The 1,260-nt window shown below is 77.9% G+C and carries 2 protein-coding genes; one reads left to right on the forward strand and one right to left on the reverse strand.

What is annotated here, in order from left to right; genetic code table 11:
* Positions 1–127 precede the first annotated feature (127 nt).
* A complete protein-coding gene (locus AB0I76_RS30220; RefSeq protein ID WP_357042634.1) occupies positions 128–772 on the reverse strand; it encodes a zf-HC2 domain-containing protein in 645 nt (214 codons plus the stop codon).
* 107 nt (positions 773–879) lie between these two features.
* On the opposite strand from AB0I76_RS30220, the gene AB0I76_RS30225 reads away from it, so the two are divergent.
* A partial coding sequence (locus AB0I76_RS30225; protein ID WP_357042637.1) for a sigma factor occupies positions 880–1,260 on the forward strand: 381 nt, incomplete at its 3' end.

Below are 1,260 nucleotides of genomic sequence, written 5' to 3' on the forward strand. Positions count from 1 at the left end.
CCTGGGCCAGGCCGCAGAGCAGGGAGGCGAGTGTGAACCAGACCACCCCCAGCAGGAAGATCCGCCGGCGGCCGAACCGGTCGCCGAGCGCCCCATCGAGGACGCGGGAGGCCGGGACCGGAGCGCGTCACCCGCGCCCCACCGCGACCGCCGCCCGCAGCGGCCGGTCGGCCTCGTCGCTGACCCGGCCCAGAGCCCAGAGCAGACCCGCCTGCACCACGGCGGCGAGGTGGCCGACCTCGTGCACGAGCGCGGTGGTGGAGTTGGCGATGTCCACCGCGCTGGTGCCCGCCAGGCACACCGCCAGCACCAGGGCCACCGGTACGAACGCACGCGCCCGCTCGGGCCGCCACGCGGCCAGCGCGAAACCGACCGCCAGGGCGATGTCGAAGGAGGCCATCTCCCGGCTGGTGTGCGGGTCGGCGGCCACCCCCAGCCCGGCGAGCAGCACCGGCAGCGCGACCGCCACCTGGGCGACCGCCGCGACCGCGACCGCGACCCGCAGCACCTGACGTCGGGCCCGCAGCGCGGCCACCGGAACCGCCCGGGCCACCGCCGCGTCGGCGGCGACGGCCGCCAGCACCGGGGCCGTCAGGTCGGGCACGGCCACCGGTCGCACCCGGGCCAGCCGGGTCACCCGCTCGGCCCGGGCCAGCCACGACCGGCAGCCCGGACAACTCCGCGTGTGCGCCTCCAGCACCGTCGGTGCCGCCTGCGGGTCCTCCCCGTCCAGCCGCGCCGACAGCGCCTCGCGTACGTCGTCGCAGTTCATGAGCGGGTAGTCGACCGGCGGGTGGGAAAAGTTCCCGACGTGGCGCAGGCCATGGAAGGGCCGAAGGACCCTCCCGCCGCACCCCGCTCCGCGTAACCTGGTCTGTCGTGATCCCCGTCCCGCGCGCAAGCGCCGCCGCCGGCCCGGCCGACGACGCGGTCACGGCCGCGCGCGAGTCGGCGAGCGAGTGGGCGCTCGCCGCCCGCGACGGGGACCCGGTCGCCCAGGCCGCCTTCGTCCGGCTCACCCAGGCCGAGGTGTGGCGCTTCGCGGCCGCCCTGGTCGACCCGGACAGCGCGGACGACCTGACCCAGGAGACGTACCTGCGGGCGTTCCGGGCGCTGCCCGGCTTCGAGGGTCGGTCCTCCGCCCGCACCTGGCTGCTCGGCATCGCCCGGCGGGCGTGCGCCGACCACCTGCGCACCGTCGTCCGCCGGCGCCGCCTCGACGCCCGGCTCGCCGCCGACGCGTGGACCGACCGGCCGCAC

This window comes from Micromonospora sp. NPDC049799, assembly GCF_040656655.1.
In the GTDB taxonomy this organism is placed as follows: domain Bacteria; phylum Actinomycetota; class Actinomycetes; order Mycobacteriales; family Micromonosporaceae; genus Micromonospora.